Source organism: Klebsiella sp. Ech2A, assembly GCF_030078455.1.
Lineage (GTDB): Bacteria > Pseudomonadota > Gammaproteobacteria > Enterobacterales > Enterobacteriaceae > Klebsiella > Klebsiella terrigena.
The window spans coordinates 1-19431 of record NZ_JAQGFU010000087.1 but is presented as its reverse complement, the minus strand read 5'-3'; the positions used below and the strand labels follow the sequence as shown (position 1 = coordinate 19431).

Here is a 19431-nt window from a genome sequence, read left to right as displayed (position 1 = left end):
GAAATGTGTATAAGGGACAGGATTTGCCGGCAGCGGCAGGTGCAGCCAGTTCACCAGATATTGAGCGCAGACAAAGAGTCCGGCATAAACCAGTATCTGAACCGGTACCTGAAGGCGTTGCATAACGAAGGGGGTAACGCGAGCTGGCGCGAAGGCCATGAGCGATATTCCTGAAAAAGAAGCCAGGCGAGCAGTATAGTGAGCCGCCAGGTTGGACAGAAATGAATTAAAATCATCACAGGTATAGTCTCAGGGAATAATTATGGATATCCGCACGCTGCGTTATTTTGTCGAGGTCGTCCGTCAGCAGAGCTTCACCCGCGCGGCGGAAAAACTGTTCGTCACGCAGCCCACCATCAGCAAGATGCTAAAAAACCTCGAAGATGAGCTCAACTGTACGCTGCTTATTCGCGACGGCCGCCGACTGCTGCTGACCGATACCGGCCGGGTGGTTTTCGAGCGCGGGCAGGCGATTTTGGGCGAATTCCGCCAGCTGGAGTCCGAGCTGAGCGATATAAACCACCTGCATAAGGGCATTCTGCGGCTGGGGATCCCGCCGATGGTCGGGATGCTGATGGCCGAACCGATCGGCCTGTTTCGCCAGCGCTATCCGGGCGTGGAGCTAAAAATTGCCGAGTTCGGCGGCCTGACCGTGCAGCAGGCGGTCAGCGACGGCGAGCTGGATCTGGCCATGACGGCGCTGCCGGTCGACGAGGAGAGCGGCCTGGCGACGCTGCCGCTGTTCAACCATCCGCTGTGCGTGCTGGCGCCGAGAACGGCGCAGTGGGAGGCGGTGAGCTCGCTGTCGCCGCAGGCGCTCGCCGCCCATCCGCTGGTGATTTATAACGAAGATTTCGCCCTCAGCCAGCAGCTGATGCAGCTGTTTACCGACCATGACGTCAAGCCCCGCATCGCGGTGCGCAGCGGGCAGTGGGACTTCCTCGCCGCGATGGTTCAGGCGGGCATTGGCGTGGCTATCCTGCCGCAGCCGATTTGCGAGCGCCTCGACGCCCGGCATTTTTGCACGATCCCGCTGCAGAGCGGGCTAAGCTGGGAACTGGGGATGATTTGGCGGGAGGGGGTCTATCTGTCGCATAGCGCCCAGGCGTGGCTGGCGTGCAGTAAAAGCTTCTGGCTCAATGAGTAAACGCCCGGAGGCGGCGCGTTGCGCCGGTCCGGGCGAGCCCTGCAAGCCGCACGGCCCCCCAGCGGGGAGCGGCGGCGGCTATTGATCTTCGATGAGCAGCGCTTCCAGCAGGTCAAGGTCGTGCAGCAGCTTCTGCAGCGTCTCGTTGCTGATCTGGCGGGTGGCGCGCAGGTGGTACAGCTCGCCGCGCTCTGAGCGCAGCGCCGCCAGGCGGAAGCGGCGCTCCAGCTGCTCTTCGAGGATGGAGGTTTCCACGTCGTTGCGCCCGTCGACCCGCCGGCGCAGGTTACCGATCACCCGCGAGCTGACCTCCGTCAGCAGCTGATTATCGATATTCTCTTTGGTATCCGCCGCCAGCCGCTCCTCCATTTTTTGAATCGCCACGATCGCCACGTCCGCGGTGGCGGCGCGCGCCAGGCGCTCCTCTTTACGCTGCTGGACATGGTCGGTCGACTCAATGTGGCGCAGCAGGATCGGTAGCGCAATCACGCCGACAAACAGCGAGAACAGGATGACCCCGGCGGCAAGGAACACCAGCTCATAGCGCGCAGGGAAAACGTCGCCGCTCGGCAGCAGCAGCGGTATCGACAGCACGCCGGCGAGGGTAATCGCCCCGCGCACCCCGGCCACCGAGGAGATCAGCAGCTCGCGGGTGGTCCAGGAGCCAAACTCCATCGGCTTATTCTTCAGGAAGCGCTGGCTGAGCTTGCGCATCGTCCACAGCCAGCCAAAGCGGACCAGCATCAGGGCGGCGTAAATCAGGATAATATCGGTAAACAGCATCCAGGTTTCGACGTTGGGATCCGCCTCCGCCGCCACCAGCGAGCTCGACAGGATATCCGGCAGCTGCAGGCCTAACAGCAGGAACACCATGCCGTTAAACACGAACTCCAGCATCGCCCAGGTGCTGTTGGCGCGTAGGCGCATCGCCAGCGGCGCGGTGCGCATCACCCCGGAACGGGTGATGGTCATCCCCGCCGCGACCGCGGCCAGGATCCCGGAAAAACCAATGTGTTCGGCGATCAGGTAGGAAGCAAACGGCAGCAGGAACAACAGCACAATCTGCGTGGCCGGCTCGTCGCCGCCCCAGCGGCTGAGGAAGCGCATCGAGCGCCCGTAGAGCCAGCTGACGACAAAACCGGCGAGGATGCCGCCTATCGCCACCTTGAAGAACTCGACCGTCGCACCGCCAACGGTAAAGACCATCGTGCCCATCGCCACCGCAACGGCAAACTTCAGCGAGACCAGGCCGGAGGCGTCGTTCATCAACGCTTCGCCCTGCAGTATCCCCATAATTTTTTTCGGGATCCGCCCTTCGCCGACAATCCCGGAGAGCGCCACCGCATCGGTCGGCGACAGCACCGCCGCCAGCGCAAAGGCCGGAATTAGCGGAATGCCCGGGACAATCCAGTAGATGAGGTAGCCAATCCCCACCACCGTCACCAGCACCAGCGCCAGCGCGAGGCCAAAAATCTCTCGCCCGTGCTCGATGAACTCGCGGGTCGGCGTCTTCCAGCCGTCGGCAAAAAGCAGCGGCGGAATAAAGAGGACCAGGAAGAGCTCGGGGTCGAATTCGACGTGCAGCCCGAACGTAGGCCAGGCCAGCAGCGCGCCGATGGCAATCTGGATTAAAGGTAATGGAACCTGAAAGGGCAGTACGCGTGTAACCACCCCGGAGAGAGAGACCACGAGGGTCATGATGAGTATGGTAAAGAATATTTCCATGTGTTCCCTGTTTGCTGCGTGTTCTTATTTTACATCTGAGGCGTCATGTCTCGAAATGATACGCTACCCAGATTAACGCAAAAGGAAACAGGATGTGGCTTAAAAATTAAACGGGCGGCCTGAGCCGCCCGCTGTCAGCATAAATCGCTTAAATTGCCCAGCCGCCGGCGTAGAAGATAACCAGCGCTGCGGCAATGATCACGGTGCCGAGGTTCAGCTTGCGCCACTCCCCGGAGACCAGACGGCCAATCACCAGCGACGCGAAGCCGATCATGATGCCGGTAACGATGTTGCAGGTCAGCACGATAAAGACCGCGGTAATCAGCCCCGCCATCGCATCGACAAAATCGTTGAAATCAATCTTCGCCACGTTGCTCAGCATCAGCAGGCCGACGTACATCAGCGCCGGAGCGGTGGCGTAGGCGGGAACCAGATAGGAGAGCGGAGAGAGGAACAGGATCAGCAGGAACAGCACGCCAACCGTCACCGCGGTCAGGCCGGTTTTACCGCCGGCAGCGGTACCCGCAGCCGATTCGATATACACCGCCGCCGGCGCCGCGCCGACCAGACCGGAGAAGACGCTGCTCAGGGAGTCGGTGGTCAGCGCTTTACCGCCGTTGATGATCTGCCCGTCTTTGTCCAGCAGGTTCGCCTGCCCCGCGACCGCGCGGATGGTGCCGGTGGCATCAAATACCGCCGTCATCACCAGCGCCAGCACGCTCGGCAGAACCACCGGGTTCAGCGCGCCGATAATATCCAGGCTGCCGATCAGCGAATTGCCTTTATCGTCGCTCAGCGACGGCATGGCGAAAATACCGGAGAAGTGAACGTTAGGGTCGAAAATCAGGCCGACGATCGACACGCCGATAATGGTCAGCAGGATGCCGCCCGGCACCTTCAGCTTTTCGAGACCGATAATCACCGCCAGCCCCACCAGCGACATAATCACCGGGAAGCTGTCGAAATTACCCAGCGCCACCGGCAGACCGTCCAACGGGTTCTTAATGACCAGGCCCACGCCGTTGGCGGCGATCAGCAGCAGGAACAGACCGATACCGATACCGGTGCCGTGCGCAACGCCCTGCGGCAGGTTGCGTAAGATCCAGCTACGAATGCCGGTTGCGGAGATAATGGTAAACAGCACGCCCATCAGGAACACGGCGCCCAGCGCAACCGGGATGCTGATCTGCTGCCCCAGCACCAGGCTGAAGGCGGTAAAGGCGGTCAGCGAGATAGCACAGCCGATTGCCAGCGGCAGGTTGGCCCACAGCCCCATCACCAGGGAGCCCACGCCCGCCACCAGGCAGGTGGAGACAAACACCGCTGCCGGTGGGAACCCGGCTTTACCCAGCATGCCCGGTACCACGATTACCGAGTACACCATGGCGAGAAAAGTGGTTAAACCTGCAAGAATTTCCTGACGCACGGAGCTGCCGCGAGCCGAAATTTTAAACCAGGCGTCTAATGAACCGCCGGTACGCGCTGAAGGCGTAGACATAGAAAACTTCCCCTGAGAATTTTTATCATTCGTCGGTATGCGTGGTGGACCATCCACTGCCAGTTCAACGCGATCTCCTTGTGCTATATATCGCAGCGCCAGGGGGGCTGCAAAAAAAGCAAACGTTTAACTCCGCGCATACAATACGGTGGTCAAAATTACTTTACTCACCCCCTGTTAGCAGGATAAATAGCGAGCAAAATAATAAGGCAAACGATTATCCAGCCTTTAGATGGCCCTTTTCAACTGAAGTTTGTCGTATTTCGCTAAATTTCGCTTATGACGTTCAGGAAATAACCAGCCGATGCGCAAACGTTATCGTCTATGCGCAATCTGCTAACATTTTTGTATTGCGCTGATAGCAATTCGCGCCGGCCATCGTAAAAGGTGATGCCTCAGGCACCCGGTAGCGTAAAGGGGCCGCCGCGCTCAATGGCGCGCTGCCAGGCCGGACGCTGCTCGATACGCTGCGTCCAGCGGGCGACGTGCGCAAGTCCGTCAATTCCGCCGCGCGACTGCAGCGCCAGCAGCGGAAAGCTCATCTGGATATCGGCCATGCTCAGGTTTTCGCCCGCAAACCACGGCCATCGGGAGAGGTGATCTTCGATAAAGCCGGCGTGGGTGGCAATCTGCCGGTCCAGCCAGGCCTTCTGCATCCCCTTCCCCAGCGCGCCGCCCAGCGTACGCATGCCGAACGGCACCGGGGCCTTGCCGAGGCTGGAAAAGACCAGCTTCATCAGCATCAGGGGCATCAGCGAGCCTTCGGCATAGTGCAGCCAAAAGCGGTACTGCAGCCTGTCCGCCATCGCCTGCGGCCGCAGCTGCTGCGTGCTGTCGTAGGTTTCCTGCAGATATTCGAGGATCGCCCCGGACTCCGCCAGCACGTAGCCGTTGTCCTCCACCACCGGGGATTTGCCCAGCGGGTGAATGTTTTTTAACTCCGGCGGTGCCAGCATATTTTTCTGCCGCGGATAGCAGACAATCTGATAGGGCAGCTGCAGCTCTTCCAGCGCCCAGAGCACGCGCTGCGATCGCGATTGATTAAGGTGATGTACCGTCAGCATGGGTCTCTCCCGTCGTTTGTTCAAATTAACTATAGGAACTGGCGGTGAATGGCGGGAAAAATTCGCCAAAATAAGCGGGTGGATTTAAGGGGATGTGCCACAATTAAGGTGTCGGCGCAATCCGGAACCTCCATCAACTTGTTGCGCAATACTGAGGGGAGCCGACGTCGGGGGAAACCCTCCTGTGAACCAGCGGGATAGAGCGAAAGACAAAGACCGGAAAACAACTAAAGCGCCCTGTTGTGGCGCTTTAGTTTTTTAATCATCCTCCAGCAGCCGCGCGCCGGTCCCCTCTTCACCCAGCTTGTCACCCGGGTTACGCAGCGGGCAGTCCCGTCGCGACAGGCAGCCGCAGCCGATGCAGCCATCCAGCTGATCGCGCAGCGCGGTCAGCGTATGAATACGCCGGTCCAGCTCTTCCCGCCACACCGACGATAGCTGCTTCCACTCCTTGGCGCTTAGGTTGTGGCCTTCGGGCAGCACGCCAAAGGCGTCGCCGATAGTCGCCAGCGGAATGCCGATGCGCTGCGCAATCTTGATAATCGCCACCGCGCGCAGCACGTCACGACGGTAGCGCCGCTGATTGCCCGGATTGCGCTGGCTGTGAATCAGCCCTTTGCTTTCATAGAAATGGAGCGCCGAGACGGCAACGCCGGTACGTTTTGCCACTTCGCCAGGGGTCAACAGCATTTTAATACGGGGTGATTTCTTTTCCATAAAGCGCTTTACCTCAAGTTAACTTGAGGAATTATACTCGCCCGCAGACAAAACGACGAATCGAGAATTGAGAGAGAGGCCGCTTTATGTCCCATCAGGATATTATCCAAACGCTTATTGAATGGATTGATGAACATATCGATCAACCACTTAACATTGATGTAGTCGCCAAAAAATCGGGGTACTCGAAGTGGTATCTCCAGCGGATGTTCCGCGCCGTTACGCATCAGACGCTGGGTGATTACATTCGCCAACGTCGGCTGTTACTGGCCGCTGAAGCCCTCAGAACCACCCAGCGCCCGATTTTCGATATCGCGATGGATCTGGGCTACGTCTCGCAGCAGACGTTTTCACGGGTGTTCCGCCGGGAGTATGACCGCACGCCCAGCGACTATCGCCATCAGATTTCCGCCTGACGGCTTTGCGCGCAGGCGTTCAGCAGCGCTGGTGCCTTAACCAGCCACTGCTTAAACTCCTGCACCGGCATCGCCTTGGCAAAATGCCAGCCCTGGCAGTAGCGGACGCCGCGCTTGTGTAGCCACTTCACCTGGTCCAGCGTTTCGACACCCTCGGCCACGGTTTTCAGGTGCAGGCTGCGCGCCATCTCAATAATATGCTCGACGATCGTGTGGCTGGTGCCGTGGGTCGTCAGCGTATCGATAAAGGATTTATCGATCTTGAGAATGTCCACGTTGAGCGAAGAAAGGTTATGCAGGTTGGAGTAGCCGGTGCCGAAATCGTCGATGGCGACTTCATATCCCGCCTCGCGAAACGCCTGAATCACCGGCGTCGTTTTCTGCACGTCAATAAATCCGCGTTCTGTCACTTCGATTTTAATCTGGCTGATGCATACCGCGTGGCTTTGCGCCTTTTCACTAATTTGGCTAATCAGCCGCGCGGAGTGGAAATCCGTGGCCGAGAGGTTAATCGCAACGTACAGCTGCGGATGGCTGGCGAGGAATTCGCCCAGATCGGCAAACACCTCATCCACGACGTAGTCCGTCACCTGCGCAATCAGCCCTTCGTTCTCCGCCAGCGGAATGAACTCCGCCGGGCTCATCACCGGGCCATCGCATCCTGGCCAGCGCAGCAGCGCTTCGGCCCCGACGCAGCGGTTATTTTTAATATCGACGATCGGCTGATAGTGCAGGCACAGCTGGCGACGGCTCAGCGCGCGCTGCAGCCTGCTGCGCGGGGAGTGGTACTGCCGCCGGATTCGTAGCCACAGCATTAACATCAGCCCGCTACCAATCAGGCCCAGCGGCAGGGTGAGCACGATCTGGTCATATAAATTTTGATAGTAGCCCACGCGCGAGGTGGACATGATTACCGCGATAGGCCGGTTCGCCGAATGGGCAACGGTGTATACCCGGCGATCCTGCTGGAAAAAGGTGTCTTCGCTGCGGATCAGCGGACGTAACGCCGCGGCGTCGGTATTTTTGCTGACGGAGAAAAACTGGTTCGTTTTGGTATCGAACAGGCCGTAGGCTAAATCTCTATCGCTGGATATTAACGCACTATAGGAAAGTGGATTAATAACCGCGACATAGTGGCCGCGCTGCATATAGGTCATGGCAAAGCCGGGATAGAACGGCGTATCGCGATAGTAATAGATGGCGACATCCGGCTTTTTTATATAATTAGCCGTCTCGACATGCCACGCCGTATCGGGATGAACGGCGGTTGAGCAAAAGAAATCAGCGCCTTCCGCATAGACTAAATCTTCGACGTAAAGCAGGCTGCGAACAATATCCAGCATATATCGCTGGTGCTGCGGCGAACATATTATCCCCTGATATTGCATGGCCTTTTTACGCGCCTGCTCGGCCTCATGAATAACCATTTCGGTTTTCTGCAGCGCCAGTTGAGAAAGCGAGCGGAGCTGGTCGTTGGTTTCCACCCTGGCCCGGTGTTGGGCAAGCCACAAGGCCAGCACCACTGGCAGCAGGATAACCAGGGTAATTCCGAATATTTTCAACGCCTTATGTGGCGCGCTACGACTCATTTCCGCTTTATATCCATGCGATACGCCTTAATCACGGTAACAGTCCACAATGGCAGATGCCTACGCCTATACAGCGCCGGTCATTTAGGCATTCGGCTATTGAGGGTAAAAACCCCACAGCTGATAATGATGAATAATACTAACTTATAGAACAATCGAGAAACATTCTCGACATAATTAGAGCGGCAGCGCTTTCTGATTCGGTTTAACCGTGTGATGACTGCGAACAGGTAATAAAACCCGTAGATATAAGCCTGGCAAAAAAACAATCCATCGTATTAATACATTAGCTTCAGCAGCATAGCGGGCATGGCTATGGCGCATCGCGCCATTAACCACAATATTAAAATGGTTTATAAGCACATAAAAAACGCAATTTTTGGCTGGTGAATAAAAGAACAAGTGTGATATAGTTCACATATCCTAATGAAACGGAAACATTGTTTCATTATACGTTTCTTTGCCCGTCGATAGCCAGAGCGCCACGTCATCGTTAGTCTCGCCAGGTTGTCAAAGGCCCCCGACTTTCTTTGAGGATCAGGTTAATGGCTTCCATTACTACCAGTGTCATACTCCTGCGCTGGCCGCTGGTGAGCGCAGTGCTGATGTTTTTAGCCAGCTCGATGAATATTCAGCTGCGTAAAAGCGACTATGCCGGCTTAGCGGTGATCTGCAGCTGCCTGGGGCTGGTCGCCGCCTGCTGGTTTGCCACCGGCCTGCTCGGTATCACTCTGATAGACGTTGCCAAAATCTGGGGCAACATTAAAGACGTCATGGTTGAAGTGATGAGCCAGACGCCGCCAGAGTGGCCGATGATGATGACCTGATAGTAAAAACGCTTCCCGGTGGGAAGCGTTTTTACTGGCGGGTAGCCTGAGCGCTATTTGCCCATTTTTGCCAGCATTTCCGGGCGCATAAATTTATGAATAACCAGCATAAACAGCAGCGACGGCAGTAATAAAATCAGCGCAGTAATAGACGACACCTGATAGTTTCCCGACATGCTGGCGTTGTATAGCAGCAGCGGCAGCGTGGTGATATCCGGCGCGCCGACAAAAAAGGTGCCGGTGAACTCGTCCAGCGACTCCAGAAAGACAAAAATACTGGCGGCAATAATCCCCGGCGATGCCTGGGGCAAAACGATATGCCAAAACGTATACACCGCCCCGGCCCCCAGATTGCGCGACGCTCTTGCCAGCAGCGGATCGACCGCCGAGAACGCCGCCACGCAGATCCATACCGAATACATCAGCCCGTGCACGCTGTGCACCAGCACCACGCCGGCCACGGTGCCGTTGAGCCCCCACTGATAGAAAAGCCGGGCAATATTCATATATACCGTCAGGTTAGGGAACGCCTGCGGAATAAGAAACAGCAGCATAAAGCCCACCCGCAGCGGCATCCCTCGCCGCGATAACGCATAGCCGGCGGGGATCGAAATCAGCAGGCACACCAGCACCGACAGCACGGCAATCAGCACGCTGGTCAGCAAAGAGCCCGAAACATCGCTATAGGGGCTGAACACCTGATACCAGTATTTCAGCCCCCACTGGCTGGGCAGGGCATGGGGAAAGAACCAGCTTTCGGCCACCGTCCAGATAAGCAGATTCAGCAGCGGGCCAAACATCGCCAGCAGCATCAGAACCAGCAGCAGCGTCTGCAGCGGCAGGCTGGCGCTCAGCTTTCTCCGCCCTTTCGCCAGCAGCGTCGCGGGTGACGTCATCGTAACCTCCTTCATTATTCTCCCCCTTTTTGCCGCAGGCTGTGGCGCAGATAAAACCACGACAGCGTGCCGCAGATAAGCAGCGACACGACGCCGAGGGCGTTAGCCACGGCGTAATCCCCGTAGGAGTTCACGCGAAACGCCATATCAACGGTGATCATCGTCGGCGTATCGACGCCTATCATCAGCGGCACCGACAGCACCGACATCATAGTGACGGTCGAGAGCACCAGCGCCACGCCGATGGCGGGCAGCACCTGCGGCAGAATAATATCGAACAGGATCCGCGGGCGAGAGGCGCCCAGGTTGCGCGCCGCCAGAATTTGCGACTGCTCAAGCGCCGCCATTGCGCCGCAGATAAGCAGCGTGGCGAACGCCAGCTGCTTCCAGACGAAGGTGATAATAATGCCCTTCCAGCCCAGCCAGGAGATCGTCTCCATCGGCGTGAGCAGATCGCTGGCAACCAGCGCATTGTTCATTAGGCCGTTTTTGGCCAGAAAGGTGCGCATCATCTGCGCCGCAACGATAAAGGGAATAAACAGCGGCAGCCGATATAAAAATGCCAGCATCTGCACAATCGGCCGGCAGGACGACAGGGTAATCACCGCGGAAAGGGTGATAGAAATCAGCGCCAGCAGCGCCACGGAGCTCAGCACGACGATCAGCGTGAACAGAATATCGGTGGAGTAGAGCGCGTAGACTTTGCGAAAGTGGGCCAGGGTCAGCCGCTGCGCATCGTCGGTAAAGGCGGCAATCAGCGAGAAGCCCAGCGGATATAAAAACAGCACGGCGATGGTCAGCCCGGCGGGAGCCACCAGCAGCAGATATTTCAGCGAAATACGCATAGCAAACCTGATATCAGCAAGGAGAAATGCCCGGGCGACGCGCGGCCGCCCCGGGCATCGACGAAGATTAGTTAGCGACCTGGCTTTCGTAGCCTTCTTTAATATCGTCAAAATAGGCGGTAATCGGGAAGTTCTTGCCGTATTCCGCCAGCGCCTGCGGCGAGATCTCCGCAAACAGCTTTTGCCACGTCCCCGCGTCCAGCTGCGGCTTAACGTGCTGCGCATCGATGCCGGGATACCAGTTAAACTGCTTCACGATCCCCTGCGCCTGCACCTCCGGGCTGGTCGCCAGCTCGATAAACTCGTGCGCCAGCTGCGGATTCGCCGCCTTCGCCGGGGTCACGTAATACATTGGCTGACCCGGCATGCCCGGCGCCAGCAGGGAGAGCTTGATCGACGGCGGCAGCTTCCCCTGATCCTTCCAGCTGTAGAACATGTCCACCCACACCGGCCCCATCGCGATCTCCCCGCGGGCCAGCATATCGAGCGTCCCGGCGTTGCCCGGCGTGAAGGTGACGTTTTTATTAAAAGCCTTCAGCTTTTCATAGGCCTGGCCCCAGTTTTTCTCCACGCTTTTATCGTACGGCAGGGAGGAGAGGCGCTGGGCGTCGGTGCCGTAGGCATACATCCAGCCCACCACGAAGCTGACCCCGGACATGCCGTTTTTGATCCCGTTATAGCCGAAGGCCTGCGGGTTTTTCTGCGCCCAGGCCACCAGCTCATCGTAGGAGGCCGGCGGGGTTTTGATCGTCTCGCTGTTCCAGGCAATGGCGGTCTGGCTTAAAAACATCGGCATCACGTAGCCGTCGACGTTCACCCCGAGGGCATTTTTAGCGTTGTCGGCGCTGACCAGGCTGCCGGTCTTAATCTGCTGGCGGTACTTCTCTAATAGCCCCTTCTCCACCAGCTCGCCGCCGGCTTTTTGATGCACCACGGCGACGTCAATATCCCAGCTGCTGGCGCCGCTCGCCTTCTGCGCCGTCAGCTTTTCGATAATTTTGTTCGAGCCCGCGTCCCCCGGCCCGGTACCGATAACCTGCACCTTGACGCCCGGATGCGCCGCCTCAAACTTTGGCCCCAGCCAGGTTTTTACGTAATCCACCATATTCTGATCGCCCGCCGTCGCGACGTTCAGGATGGTATCGGCCTGCGCGCCGTAGCTCAGGAGTACGGCGGTCGCGAGCGCAACGTTTGTTTTAGTAAACATGGTTTATCCCCAGAATGAACACGATGATGTCAACTTGCATGAGATGAAGGAAAAATATGCAGCGCCGGCGTCGGCACGTGCAGCCTGACCGGAGAGCTGGCGGGCCAGCAGCGGGTAGAATCCGCCAGCAGCAGGCGATCGCGGCAGCGTACGCTGTGGCGATATAAATGGCCGAGGAAGGCGCTTTGTTCGACGATGCCGTCGAGGGTCAGCCCCTCCTGCGGCGCGCTATCCGCGACTGAAAGGAGCGCCGCGTCGGTGCTGCGGAAATAAATAATCTGCTCGCCAGAATTGGTAGCGGAATATGCCTGTGGGCTGTGCCAGTGAATACCGTCGAGGGTGCGGATATCGCGGCTATTTATTTTATTATCGGCCCCCATAAAATCGGCGACGAAAGGCGTGGCCGGACGCTGATATATCTCTTCCGGCGTTCCTAACTGCTCAATCCTGCCGTTATTTAATACGGCAATACGGTCGGCCATCACCAGCGCTTCCTGCTGGTCATGGGTGACGATTAATGAGGTAAAGCCGAGCTTCTTTTGCAGCGCTTTTATTTCATGGCGGACGTTAAGGCGGACTTTAGCATCCAGGTTGGAGAGCGGCTCATCCAGCACCAGCACGTCCGGTTCAATCGCCAGGGCGCGCGCCAGGGCAACCCGCTTACGCTGGCCGCCGGAAAGCTCGGTCACCTTCATTTCCGCCAACCCCGAGAGGTTGACTATCTGCAGCAGCTCCGCCACCCGACGGTCGATATCGTCGCGCCGCCACCGGCGCAGCTTCAGGCCGTAGCCGATATTGCGGGCCACCGTCAGGTGCGGCCACAGCGCATAGCTTTGAAAAACCATCGTAATATTGCGCTGCTCCGGCGGGCTATGGGTAATTTCCCTGCCGGCGACGACGATCTCCCCGCTTTGCGCCGGGATAAAGCCGCAGAGCGCATTGAGCAGCGTGGTTTTCCCGCAGCCCGATGGCCCCAGCAGGGCGATCATCTCCCCCTTCTCTACCGCCAGGTCGATATTATGCAGGACAACCTTATCGCCGTAGCTAATTCTCAGGCTGGCAATGTGCAGATAGCTCATATTCGGTATCCAAAACTCTTCTGTAGGCATTTTTTTATTTATTCGCGCCGGTATGAACACGTGTTCATTTGGCTGTAAAAAAAATGCAACCTTGACTCGACATGATGTGAGCCTACTTTGTCGGGTATTTGTGACAATTTAATTAAGTGCGAAAATTTTTTGGCGAGGGTAAATGAAAATAGACGTTCTCGGCTGCGGCAGCGCCTTCTCAGAGAGCCAAAATACCTCTGCGCTGCGCGTGATTGATAATAACAATCGCCAGTGGCTGATTGATTGCGGCCCCACCATCCCTCGCGCCCTGTGGCAGCGCGGGGGCAATATTAACGATATCGATGCCATTTACTTCACCCACGTCCATCCGGATCACTGTACCGGCCTGACGGCGCTACTCAACTACTGGAAAAGCTTTTCCCGCCACAAGCCGCTGATTATCTACAGCCAGCCGCTGCAGCGTCCGGTGCTGATGCAGTTGGCGCTGCTGGCAAACTGGCCGGACACCGCGCTGTGCTTTGCGATTGAGTGGCGCGACGTCACCCCGGCGTGGACCTGGCACGACTGGCAGATCCGCACCGCCGAAACCCAGCACGAGCTCAGCAACCGCGCGATCCGCATCACCCTCGCCGGGAAAAGCCTGTTCTACAGCGGCGACGGCCGGCCAACGGCGCAGTCGATCGCGCTGATGGCGGGGGCAGACCTGGCGTTCCAGGAGTGCGCCTCGCTCACCGCCCTGAACGACGACGCCTCCCACGGCGATTTCCCGGCCTGCCTGGCGCTGTTTCAAACGCTGGCGCTACCCGCCATGGGGCTCTATCACTGCTACGACGCGATCCTGCCGGCGCTGCGGGTAGCCTGCCGGCCGTGGAACGGGTTGTTCGTCAGCCAGGACGGCTTACAATACGATCTTCATCAGCCACCGCGCAGCGGCGAGGAAAGCCCGGCATGAGCGCACTTCCCCGAAAACAGAGCATTACCGCCGAGGACGTTGCCCGCCGCGCCGGCGTCTCGCGCGCGGTCGTTTCCCGCGCGCTGAGCAATAACGGCAGCATCTCGCCCGCCGCCCGCGAGCGGGTGCTGCGCGCCGCAGAAGAGCTGGGCTATCAGGTCAACTTTCTCGCCCAGGGGCTCAACCGCCGGCGCAGCCACCTGATCGGGGTGATCGTTTCCCGCATCAACGATCCGTTTCGCAGCAGCCTTCTCGACGGGCTGCTGAGCGAGATCCAGCGCCGCGATTTTCAGGCGCTGGTCAGCGAGATCCGCAGCGAGCAGGATCTGGCCCAGACCCTTCGCCGCTTCGCGCAGTTTCGCGTGTCCGGGGCGATCGTCACCTCCGGCCAGCCGCCCGAGTCGCTGGTCTACGAGTTCGCCCAGCAGCAAATTCCGGTCGTCGGCATTAACCGCCAGCCCAATATTCCCGGCGTCGACTACGTCTGTTCGGACAATGCCGCCGGGGCGGCGCTGGCCGCGAAGCAGCTGGTAACCGCCGGCTGCCGCCGCTTTGGCTGGCTAAACCATCGCCACTCGACCTGGGCCGGACAAATGCGCGGGGAAGCGTTCTATCAGGCGCTCAGCGCACTTGGGGTGGATACGCGGCGCGATCTTCAGCCGCTGCTTGCCACCCTTGAGGGTTACGAGGGCGGGCTGCAGGCCGCCACCGACGCCGACGACGCGCTGGAGGGGATTTTTTGCGCCAACGCGCAGCTGGCCTGCGGCTTTCTTGACGGCATGCGCCAGCGCGGCAAAGAGGCGCCGGCGGATTTTCAGCTCATCGGGTTTGATAACACGCCGCAAACGGCACAGTACAGCTACCGGCTCACCACCCTGCATCAGGACGTGGCGGAGATCTCCCGCCAGGCGCTCACCCGCCTGCTGGAGAGGGCCAGCGATCCGCTCCAGCCTTCACGCACCACGTGGGTGAAGGTCGATTTAATTCACCGGCGCACGTCGCCATCAACCACATAAGAGCCAGGCTATGACCGAAGAACAGCAGCAGTCGCTATGCAGTTTGATTCGCCAGTTAGGGACGCGCGCGCAGGAGCTGCGCGATGCGGGACTGCAGGTGGATAAAAAAGCGCGCCAGGATTTTGTTTCCCAGGCCGACGTTTTCGTCGAGCAGGAGATCAAGGCCTGGCTGGAGGCCCATCGCCCGGAGGACGGTTTCCTCGGCGAAGAGAGCGGCCTGCGGGCCGGGAAGCAGGGAACCTGGGTCATTGATCCTATCGACGGCACCACCAACTATATTCTGGGCATGGATTACTGGTGTATTTCTCTGGCCTGGGTCAGCCAGGGCGTGCTGGAGCTGGGAATTATCTACGCCCCGGATCGCAACGAGTTTTTCTTTGCCCGCCGCGGCGAAGGCGCATTTCTCAACGATAAGCGCCTGGCGCTGCGCGAGCCGGACCCGGAAACGGTGGTGATTGGCATGGGGCGCTCCAGCCGGGCGCCTGCCGCAAACTACGCCCGCATGCTTGAGCGGGTGATTGACGCCGGCATGGAGTACCGCCGCTTTGGCGCCGGGGCGCTGATGCTGGCCCACGTCGCCGCCGGCCAGGTGCACGCCTATTATGAGGCGCATATGAACAGCTGGGATGCGCTGGCGGGTATCCTGCTGATCGTCGAAGCGGGCGGGACAAGCAGCGACTTTCTGACCAACGACGGCCTGCTCAGCGGTAACCTGGTGCTGGCCGGCTGCCCCGAGGTTCAGTCGCGCCTGATGGCCCTGACGGGCAGCTAACCGCCCGCCGATGGCGACGGGCAGTCGTTGGATATTTTGATAAATTGATCGTTGTAAATTATGTACTTGTCGCCAGGCTGGCGCAGCGCGGCCTGGCGCACCACGTCGCCTGGGCGTAGGTACCAGGCGTCGCCGTCCTCTTCCGTTGCCCCACATCCGGGCTTAATCAGCAGCTTAAACCAGGTGTTGCCGCTGTTGCTGACGGTGCCCGCCCGGCGGTCAAAGGCCCATTTAAAATCGACCTGACGCGGACGCACCGCCAGGATAGTCTCCACCACCACCACCGGGTCGATGCTCACCGCCGCCCCGGCGGTATTGCGCTCGACGCGGTTGCGGGTAGGGATTTCACGAAACGAGACCCGATAGTAGCGCTCGCGGTTATCCTGCGGCCCGTGATAGTAGAACTTAAAATATTCCCCCTCCCCCGCCTGCAGGGTCAGCTGGCGCGGCGCAAAGAGCAGCTCGCCGTCCGCCGGACGGGAGCGAACCTCTTTCCCGCCAGGACGGTCGATGCCGACCACCGAGACCTGATACAGGCGCGCGCTCTGGTTATTATTCAGCACCCGCTTGGCGGCAAAGCTCTCTTCCGCCCCCAGCGAGAAGGTCAGGTTACCGACCGATATGGCCTCTCCGACCGCCGGCAGGCAGAGGGCCAGCAGCCACGCCATCGCGCGCATCGTATTAGTTAACATTTCGCCACGTCGCCTGAACCCGAATTTCACCTGAAGCGCTCACTTCGCCGAACCAGCCGTCATCGTCGATCGTTTTCAGCGAGATCGCGTCATTCATCGGGATGGAGAACCTGACCGTGGTTTTATTCATCACTCCCGGATCGCCGGAGGCGTCGTTCCACGGCGTGCTCATCCACAGCGCATCGGTCATGTCGCGCCAGCTATCGTCGCAGCCGGCATCGTAGGTTTTGTTGCCGCCGCTTTGCGTCGTGAAGGTTAGCGTCGCCGGGAAAGGGACTTTCGTCGTATTGTCCGCGGAGCTGAAGATGCAGTATGAACGCCCGTCGATGGTCTGCGCCGGGCCGTTAACTTTGATCAGCACCTCGTCGGCGGCGGTCCTGCCGCTAGTGGTGACGATATAGCCAAAATCCAGCGAAGGCTTGCCCTGGCCGACGTAGCCCTCGCGGCTCGGCGCGCTGGTGTACTCGTCGGAAATAATGCTGATGCTGAAATCACGCGGCTTGATAACCAGCGAGTTGGAGGTAGAAAACTCGTACCAGCCGGACTCCGGCGACGTGGTGTTCTGGAAGCGGAAGTTAAACAAATCTTTGGTATTTATATCGCTAATCCCCAGCGCGACCATCTGCTTAAAGAAGTTATTCGAAAAGAAGATGTAAATAGAGTCAGAGGACTTCATCTCATTGAAATTGTAATAGTATGCGATGCCGCTTACCGGCTTCCACGAATTGCCGTTGAGGCTGAACTGCATATCATAGATCCCCACCGCGGAGACCAGCGACGAATTGCTGATGGCGGGGAAAATATGGATGGAGGTATTGCTCAGGCCGTTGTTTTCCAGAGCATAGTTAACCATCTTGCAGCTCAGGCCGGAGCGGGTGCCGATAGTCTGAGGCTGGCAGCTGGTGCTCCCCTCGCCGATCGTTGGCACCCCATCAGTATTGATAAATACTTCGGTAAGGGAATGGGTGTTCAGCAGCCTTAAGTTTGCGGCCTTGGTATGGGTGACCTTGCGGGTATACCAGCTTCCCGAAGCCTGATCCTTACAGCGCGCCCCGCTGCTGGCATCGTACTTAACGGAGGTCTGACAGCCGTTGATAGTCATGGAGAAACTGCCGCCTACCGGCATCTGCTGCAGATACTGGTAGAAGGCGTCGGATAGCATCCCGTGCATCCATTTAGCCCCGCCGGTGGTCACCGTCACGCCGTAGAAACCGCTCGCATCCAGCGCCGGCGCCTGAATCAGGCTAGTCGCCATATCGCAGCCAACGTACCAGTTAATACAGCGCAGGCCGCTCAGCGGGTTAGATACCGGCGAATTCTCCAGCCACATATCAAACTGCCAGTTGGCGTTTAGCCCCGTGTTGTAGCCGTTATCGATATAGCCCAGGCTCTGCTGATAGATAGTGCCGGTACCGGTATACTTCAGGCCGGTCCAGCGGCTGGCACCGGTCAGACGCGGGTCGAGCCCGCCGCCAGGGGTGACGAAATAGTTATCGTCAGCGTTGTTTTCCACAAACACATACTGCATCGCCGCCGCGTCGGGCCAGTTCGTTTTGGTCACCGCCGCAGAGGCCCGCATCATTACGCCCAGGGCGAGCACAATCGCCAATAGCGCACCCCATTTAGCCTTCATAATTCTCTCCCGTCGCCAGGTTGCTGGCGTAGGTTTTCAAGCCGTTACAGGTCACATCACCGACCCATACCGCCCCGCGCGCTTTGTTAATCTCAAGCTCCACTTCGCAGCGCTGGTTGTTGCCGTAGCTGAAGTCGATGGTCGGGAATTTTTTATCTACATCCATCACAAACTCGCCTTTGTCATCGGTGCGGGTACGCCCGATGTGGTTATTAATGTGCGCATTGGCCAGCAGCGTGCCGTCTTCGGCGCGAATACGCCCTGAGACGGTCACCATCTGCTTCACTTCCGGCTCGATAACCGCCACGTTGCCCGGATAGAGCGTCAGACGGCTTTTGCGGCTGCTGACGATGTCGTAGCTGTCGAGCGAGTTTTTGCTGTTCTGCAGCTCGACTTCGTAGCGGCTGTAGGGCGAGAGTGGCAGATAGCTGCGTTTGCCCGAGAGCTGGAATACCCGGCCGTTTACCCTGGCGCTGAGCTTGCCGTCATCTTCAAGACCGGTATTAAAAATCACCCCGGCGTTACCGTCGGTACGCCCGCTGGCGGCAATATTTGTCCCCTGCCAGCCCACGCTGCCGCCGGCGGTGAGGTTGGTATTCACGTAGCCGTCGGTGCCGCTGTTCACGTTCAGCGTCCCGCTGGAGTAGCGGGTATCGAACTGGGCATAGGCACCGCCGCTCAGGGTTTTGTCATCCCCGGTGTCGCCGGAGATGGCCCGGGAGATATTGGCGCCGACGGTACGAATGGTGCTCCCTTCCTCAAACTGCTTGCGCGCCGCCAGGTTGGCCATGGTGTAGCCGTTCTGGTGGGTCATCCCGGCGCTAAACCAGTTGCCGAGCGGCAGAGAAAAGTCGAGCGCGATATATTTCCCGGTGCTGGTGCTGCTGGCGCCGTTGTTAAAGCGCTGGATCCCGGCGCGCAGGCCCAGCGAACCGTAGGCGTTGCTGTAGAGGGTCTGATAGTAATCCGCGGTGTAGTAGTGGCTGCTATAGCGGCGATCGTCGTTATAGCTGATGCTGAAGGTGCCCAGCTTTGACCACAGCGGGCTGAGGTTCAACGTCCCGCCAATCGCCCGGTTATCGGCGTCGCTGCGCCGCAGCCTGTCGCCGATTATGGTCTTTTCCTGGTTGACCCAGACCGAGCTAAAGCCGCCGGGCAGCGTGGCGCTGACGCTGCCAATACTGCTCCACGAGCTGTCGCTGGCCAGCATATTTTGCAGGTTCACGTTGATGGATTGCGTCAGCGGCAGGGTCAGCCGGGTCTCGCCGACGGCGTTGTTATCGTAGCCGTAGCCGGTTGCGGCCCAGCTGAAAACGCCCACCGAGCCCGTTGCCGAAGCCCCGGCCAGCCAGCTCCCTTTGGCGG

Annotated in this window: 18 protein-coding genes and 1 pseudogene; 6 read left to right on the top strand and 13 right to left on the bottom strand. The window is 58.8% G+C overall.

The features are described 5' to 3' along the window. Positions 1-159 (bottom strand): annotated as a pseudogene (locus PFH44_RS16060) (CidA/LrgA family protein); the annotation flags it as partial. Positions 160-262: 103 nt separating this feature from the next. On the opposite strand from PFH44_RS16060, the gene PFH44_RS16055 reads away from it, so the two are divergent. Continuing rightward, positions 263-1147, top strand: coding sequence for a LysR family transcriptional regulator (locus tag PFH44_RS16055; protein ID WP_283825503.1), 885 nt, complete (start codon positions 263-265; stop codon positions 1145-1147). A 78-nt stretch (positions 1148-1225) separates the two neighbouring features. On the opposite strand, the gene PFH44_RS16050 is transcribed toward PFH44_RS16055, so the two are convergent. The 4 genes from PFH44_RS16050 to soxR all read right to left on the bottom strand — a co-directional run bounded on the left by PFH44_RS16050 (position 1226) and on the right by soxR (position 6151). Further along, entirely contained in the window at positions 1226-2872 is a 1647-nt protein-coding gene (locus tag PFH44_RS16050) for a Na+/H+ antiporter (RefSeq protein WP_045853428.1), read from the bottom strand. 148 nt (positions 2873-3020) lie between these two features. After that, positions 3021-4370, bottom strand: coding sequence for an NCS2 family permease (locus tag PFH44_RS16045; RefSeq protein WP_045853429.1), 1350 nt, complete (start codon positions 4368-4370; stop codon positions 3021-3023). Positions 4371-4765: 395 nt separating this feature from the next. Continuing rightward, positions 4766-5434 carry a glutathione S-transferase family protein gene (locus tag PFH44_RS16040; protein WP_159237627.1) on the bottom strand — a complete coding sequence of 223 codons (669 nt, stop codon included), beginning with the start codon at positions 5432-5434 and terminating at the stop codon, positions 4766-4768. A 258-nt stretch (positions 5435-5692) separates the two neighbouring features. Then, a complete protein-coding gene (soxR, locus tag PFH44_RS16035; protein ID WP_041143631.1) occupies positions 5693-6151 on the bottom strand; it encodes a redox-sensitive transcriptional activator SoxR in 459 nt (152 codons plus the stop codon). An 86-nt stretch (positions 6152-6237) separates the two neighbouring features. On the opposite strand from soxR, the gene soxS reads away from it, so the two are divergent. Next, complete coding sequence (gene soxS, locus PFH44_RS16030; RefSeq protein WP_041143630.1) at positions 6238-6567, top strand: superoxide response transcriptional regulator SoxS; 330 nt, start codon at positions 6238-6240, stop codon at positions 6565-6567. On the opposite strand, the gene PFH44_RS16025 is transcribed toward soxS, so the two are convergent. Next, on the bottom strand, positions 6552-8156 hold the full coding sequence (locus PFH44_RS16025) for an EAL domain-containing protein (protein WP_283825502.1): 1605 nt from the start codon (positions 8154-8156) through the stop codon (positions 6552-6554). The two genes, soxS and PFH44_RS16025, sit on opposite strands and share 16 nt — an antisense overlap. Positions 8157-8701: 545 nt before the next feature. Here PFH44_RS16025 and PFH44_RS16020 point away from each other — a divergent pair. Then, positions 8702-8983, top strand: coding sequence for a YjcB family protein (locus tag PFH44_RS16020; RefSeq protein WP_041143628.1), 282 nt, complete (start codon positions 8702-8704; stop codon positions 8981-8983). A 53-nt stretch (positions 8984-9036) separates the two neighbouring features. Here the strand turns inward: PFH44_RS16020 and PFH44_RS16015 are convergent, their stop codons facing one another. The 4 genes from PFH44_RS16015 to PFH44_RS16000 form a co-directional block, all read right to left on the bottom strand. Further along, on the bottom strand, positions 9037-9879 hold the full coding sequence (locus PFH44_RS16015; protein WP_152643926.1) for an ABC transporter permease: 843 nt from the start codon (positions 9877-9879) through the stop codon (positions 9037-9039). 14 nt (positions 9880-9893) lie between these two features. Next, positions 9894-10724, bottom strand: a complete 831-nt coding sequence (locus PFH44_RS16010) for an ABC transporter permease (protein WP_283825501.1) — start codon at positions 10722-10724, stop codon at positions 9894-9896. Positions 10725-10791: 67 nt separating this feature from the next. Further along, on the bottom strand, positions 10792-11931 hold the full coding sequence (locus PFH44_RS16005; protein WP_283825500.1) for an ABC transporter substrate-binding protein: 1140 nt from the start codon (positions 11929-11931) through the stop codon (positions 10792-10794). A gap of 29 nt (positions 11932-11960) precedes the next feature. Further along, positions 11961-13010 carry an ABC transporter ATP-binding protein gene (locus tag PFH44_RS16000; protein WP_283825499.1) on the bottom strand — a complete coding sequence of 350 codons (1050 nt, stop codon included), beginning with the start codon at positions 13008-13010 and terminating at the stop codon, positions 11961-11963. Between the two features lie 172 nt (positions 13011-13182). On the opposite strand from PFH44_RS16000, the gene PFH44_RS15995 reads away from it, so the two are divergent. The 3 genes from PFH44_RS15995 to PFH44_RS15985 are packed head-to-tail and all read left to right on the top strand — an operon-like array spanning position 13183 to position 15741. After that, positions 13183-13953, top strand: a complete 771-nt coding sequence (locus PFH44_RS15995) for an MBL fold metallo-hydrolase (protein WP_283825498.1) — start codon at positions 13183-13185, stop codon at positions 13951-13953. After that, a complete protein-coding gene (locus PFH44_RS15990; RefSeq protein ID WP_283825497.1) occupies positions 13950-14969 on the top strand; it encodes a LacI family DNA-binding transcriptional regulator in 1020 nt (339 codons plus the stop codon). The genes PFH44_RS15995 and PFH44_RS15990 overlap by 4 nt, the downstream gene beginning before the upstream one ends. A gap of 10 nt (positions 14970-14979) precedes the next feature. Beyond that, positions 14980-15741 carry an inositol monophosphatase family protein gene (locus PFH44_RS15985; protein WP_283825496.1) on the top strand — a complete coding sequence of 254 codons (762 nt, stop codon included), beginning with the start codon at positions 14980-14982 and terminating at the stop codon, positions 15739-15741. On the opposite strand, the gene PFH44_RS15980 is transcribed toward PFH44_RS15985, so the two are convergent. The 3 genes from PFH44_RS15980 to PFH44_RS15970 all read right to left on the bottom strand — a co-directional run. After that, the gene (locus tag PFH44_RS15980) at positions 15738-16433 is read right to left on the bottom strand and encodes a fimbria/pilus periplasmic chaperone (RefSeq protein WP_072051743.1); all 696 of its coding nucleotides are present in this window, start codon (positions 16431-16433) and stop codon (positions 15738-15740) included. The two genes, PFH44_RS15985 and PFH44_RS15980, sit on opposite strands and share 4 nt — an antisense overlap. After that, positions 16423-18015, bottom strand: coding sequence for a fimbrial adhesin EcpD (gene ecpD / locus PFH44_RS15975; RefSeq protein ID WP_283825504.1), 1593 nt, complete (start codon positions 18013-18015; stop codon positions 16423-16425). Before ecpD ends, PFH44_RS15980 begins: the two co-directional genes overlap by 11 nt. 40 nt (positions 18016-18055) lie before the next feature. Further along, positions 18056-19431, bottom strand: a 1376-nt coding sequence (locus PFH44_RS15970; protein WP_283825495.1) for a CS1-pili formation C-terminal domain-containing protein, incomplete at its 5' end; no start/stop codon positions are given.

What these genes read in the sequence shown, in the direction of transcription:
- PFH44_RS16055 (WP_283825503.1), top strand. Translation starts at nt 263, where the DNA reads ATGGATATCCGCACGCTGCGTTATTTTGTCGAGGTCGTCCGTCAGCAG.
- PFH44_RS16050 (WP_045853428.1), bottom strand. Translation starts at nt 2,872, where the DNA reads ATGGAAATATTCTTTACCATACTCATCATGACCCTCGTGGTCTCTCTC.
- PFH44_RS16045 (WP_045853429.1), bottom strand. Translation starts at nt 4,370, where the DNA reads ATGTCTACGCCTTCAGCGCGTACCGGCGGTTCATTAGACGCCTGGTTT.
- PFH44_RS16040 (WP_159237627.1), bottom strand. Translation starts at nt 5,434, where the DNA reads ATGCTGACGGTACATCACCTTAATCAATCGCGATCGCAGCGCGTGCTC.
- soxR (WP_041143631.1), bottom strand. Translation starts at nt 6,151, where the DNA reads ATGGAAAAGAAATCACCCCGTATTAAAATGCTGTTGACCCCTGGCGAA.
- soxS (WP_041143630.1), top strand. Translation starts at nt 6,238, where the DNA reads ATGTCCCATCAGGATATTATCCAAACGCTTATTGAATGGATTGATGAA.
- PFH44_RS16025 (WP_283825502.1), bottom strand. Translation starts at nt 8,156, where the DNA reads ATGAGTCGTAGCGCGCCACATAAGGCGTTGAAAATATTCGGAATTACC.
- PFH44_RS16020 (WP_041143628.1), top strand. Translation starts at nt 8,702, where the DNA reads ATGGCTTCCATTACTACCAGTGTCATACTCCTGCGCTGGCCGCTGGTG.
- PFH44_RS16015 (WP_152643926.1), bottom strand. Translation starts at nt 9,879, where the DNA reads ATGACGTCACCCGCGACGCTGCTGGCGAAAGGGCGGAGAAAGCTGAGC.
- PFH44_RS16010 (WP_283825501.1), bottom strand. Translation starts at nt 10,724, where the DNA reads ATGCGTATTTCGCTGAAATATCTGCTGCTGGTGGCTCCCGCCGGGCTG.
- PFH44_RS16005 (WP_283825500.1), bottom strand. Translation starts at nt 11,931, where the DNA reads ATGTTTACTAAAACAAACGTTGCGCTCGCGACCGCCGTACTCCTGAGC.
- PFH44_RS16000 (WP_283825499.1), bottom strand. Translation starts at nt 13,010, where the DNA reads ATGAGCTATCTGCACATTGCCAGCCTGAGAATTAGCTACGGCGATAAG.
- PFH44_RS15995 (WP_283825498.1), top strand. Translation starts at nt 13,183, where the DNA reads ATGAAAATAGACGTTCTCGGCTGCGGCAGCGCCTTCTCAGAGAGCCAA.
- PFH44_RS15990 (WP_283825497.1), top strand. Translation starts at nt 13,950, where the DNA reads ATGAGCGCACTTCCCCGAAAACAGAGCATTACCGCCGAGGACGTTGCC.
- PFH44_RS15985 (WP_283825496.1), top strand. Translation starts at nt 14,980, where the DNA reads ATGACCGAAGAACAGCAGCAGTCGCTATGCAGTTTGATTCGCCAGTTA.
- PFH44_RS15980 (WP_072051743.1), bottom strand. Translation starts at nt 16,433, where the DNA reads ATGTTAACTAATACGATGCGCGCGATGGCGTGGCTGCTGGCCCTCTGC.
- ecpD (WP_283825504.1), bottom strand. Translation starts at nt 18,015, where the DNA reads ATGATGCGGGCCTCTGCGGCGGTGACCAAAACGAACTGGCCCGACGCG.